The sequence below is a fragment of the Frankia gtarii genome (assembly GCF_025403375.1).
In the GTDB taxonomy this organism is placed as follows: Bacteria; Actinomycetota; Actinomycetes; order Frankiales; family Frankiaceae; genus Frankia; species Frankia gtarii.
In genome coordinates, this window is the sequence record NZ_JAMPTM010000462.1 from 1 (window position 1) to 2703 (window position 2703).

1 protein-coding gene and 1 pseudogene are annotated in these 2703 nt (G+C 69.8%); both read left to right on the top strand.

The annotated features are described in order from the left end of the window. Positions 1-351 precede the first annotated feature (351 nt). A pseudogene (locus NBZ83_RS34110) lies at positions 352-573 on the top strand (effector-associated domain EAD1-containing protein); the annotation flags it as partial. A gap of 66 nt (positions 574-639) precedes the next feature. After that, on the top strand, positions 640-2595 hold the full coding sequence (locus NBZ83_RS31410; RefSeq protein WP_261571289.1) for a coiled-coil domain-containing protein: 1956 nt from the start codon (positions 640-642) through the stop codon (positions 2593-2595). Positions 2596-2703 lie beyond the last annotated feature (108 nt).

Genomic DNA, 2703 nt, shown 5'->3' on the forward strand with positions numbered 1-2703 from the left:
GGTGCACGGGGAGCGGGAAACGGGGACGGCAACCCTCACTGGGCGGCAACTCCGATTGCCGACTGTGCGGCAATCGGAGTTGCCAGCAGCCCGGTGGGTCGTGGCGCTCGCCGCTGCGAGACCGGAGGCGGGCACCAGAAATCGGACACTCCCTGGCCACCCCGGATCTCGGGAAGTCGGGTCTGCTCGAGTCGGACACAACGGCCGTGCGAGACTCGTCGGCGTGATCGTCCTGCGACGCGTCGCGTCGGGGCCGAAGTGAGGGCGTCGACTGTTGACGGGGTGGAAACGCTGCAGGACAACTTCTCGGCCGAAGAGCGATCGAGCCCCCCCGCGGGCGGGCTGTCGCAGGTGGAGTGCGAGGAACTGGCGAGGTGCTTCCCCGACGTGAGCGCAGCACAGGCAGTGCTGAGCAAGTCCGGGTTTTCGTCGATTCGTGTTCCGTATGCGCCCGACCCCAGTGCGCTGTGGGAGGAGATCGGCTCGCTCCTGGGAAAAGGCATCGTCGTGGATGGCCGTCACAAGCTGCTGGCCGCAGCCCGTTCGGCATTTCCTGGGAACAGCGTCTTCGCGAGGGCATGCGGGGCGGCTGGTGCGCCGGCTACTGATGTCCCGGAACCGGCTGCACGCCAACGTTCCTTGCCGCAGCTGATCCGCGTTTCCGACGCGGACCCGTACCTACTCGGTGTGCACGCCGAGGTCGAGGAGGAGGACGCATCCGACGTGTCGCTGCCCGTCTACGTCGAGCGGGACGTCGATCTGGGCAGCACCGGACTACGGCAATGGCTGGTCAATCCGAGGGGTTGCCGCCGACTGGTGCTGCTGGTCGGCGAGTCCTCGGTCGGCAAGAGCCGAACAGCATACGAAGCAGTCCGCGCGGCGGTGCCGGACTGGTCGCTGCTGCAGCCTGACGACCCGGGTCAGCTTGCCGAGTGGGCGGCGTCGCCGCAGGCGCGCACAGTCGTGTGGCTGGACGAGTTCGACACCTTCCTCGACCGGCACGACGACGGCCTCACCGTCGCGACGATCCGGCGTCTGCTGCAACCGCCGGGTCCCGTGGTGCTGCTGGGGACGATGCGCTCCGCGCACTACCGCCTCTATACGAATGAGCCGGACCCGGCCTCCGTGACGGGGTGGAACCCGCACAAGGACCCGTACCGAGCCGCGCGGAAGATCCTCGAACATCCGGTCTGCGTTCCCTTCCACCTGCCGGTCGAATTCACCCGAACCGAACAGGACCGCGCCGAAGAAGCCGCCCGCCGCAACCCTCGACTGCGCCAGGTGCTGTCTACCGCCGGCCGCCGTCTCCCGCAGGCGCTGGCAGGGACGCCGAACCTCATCGGGCACTGGAAGATGGCCGACACCTACGCCAAAGCGGTGCTGGCCGCAGCCGTCACGCTCGTCCGACTCGGGGTCCGGAGCCACCTGACGACGGATCTGCTGCGGGACGCGGCGCCGGGCTACTGCACGCCCACCGAGAAGGCGACCAGTCTGCCGAACTGGTTCGAACAGGCCATGAAGTACGCCGTCACGCCGCTGCTCGGCGAACTGCGCGCCCTCTCGCCCGTCGCCGACGAACAGATGGGCGCCGTCGACGGCTACCTCGTCGCCGACTACCTGGTCGATCACGCCGACGGTCTGCCCGACCAGCCGCCGCTCGCCGTCTGGAACGCCGCGATCTCCCACGTCCACGACCCGAACGACGCGCTCCGGCTCGCTCGCGCCGCCGTCGCGTGCTCCCGGCACCGAGAAGCGTTTGCGCTGGCAGCCCGCGCCCGCCCCGGAATCGGCGAGGACTTCGCAGCGTGGACGCTGGTCGAGCTTTTCGTCGACGGCGGGGACCTCGACCTGCTGCACGCATTGGCCGACTTCGGTGATTGGCGGGCCGCAGTCCGGCTCGCCGACGTCCTGGTCGACCGCGGCGACGTGGACGGCCTTCGGGTGCGGGCCGACGGCGGCGACCGCGACGCCGCGCTCCGCCTGGCGGAGGTGCTCGGCGCGCTCGGCCTCCTCGACCCGCCGGTCTCGCTGAGCCATGCCGACACGGCGCGGGTGACGGCCCTGCTCGCCGACGAACGCTTCCTCGACCAGCTCCGGTGTCGGACCGACAAGGGCCTGGGTGCCGCTGAGATCTGGCTGGCCGTGCTGCTGGCCGTACGCGGCGACGTCGACGAACTGCGCGAGCTCGCCGCCAGGGACCATTCCGACGCCGAGCTCCTCCTGCACCGCCTGGGCACCGACCAGGACCTCGTCAGGTGGCAACCGTCAGCCGGGCGGGTCGACGCGAACGACGTGCTGCGGCTCGGTCGCGTACTCGCCGCTTACGGGGACGAGACTCGTCTGCGTGAACGAGCCGACCGCCAGCTGCACCGGCCTTCCGAGCGACTGACCGCACTCCTGATCGCTCGTGGTCACCTCACCGAACTCCAGCGCAGGGCCGACCTCGGCGACCGGCACTCGGCCTCCAGGCTGGCCGACGTCCTCGTCGCCCGAAACGACCTCGCGACCCTGGCAGATCGCGCCGCCACGGGCGACGTGTTCGCACGCAACCGACTCCGTAAGGTGACCACTCTCCGCGAGACTGTACTGGCCTAACCGGGCGTTGGGGTGGGGACGGTGGCGGGTGGACGCTCGGGATCTTTGTGGTGATAGTGCGGTGTGCGGTTGAGTCGGTCGGTGGTGGCCTGGTCTCTGGTGGTCGGG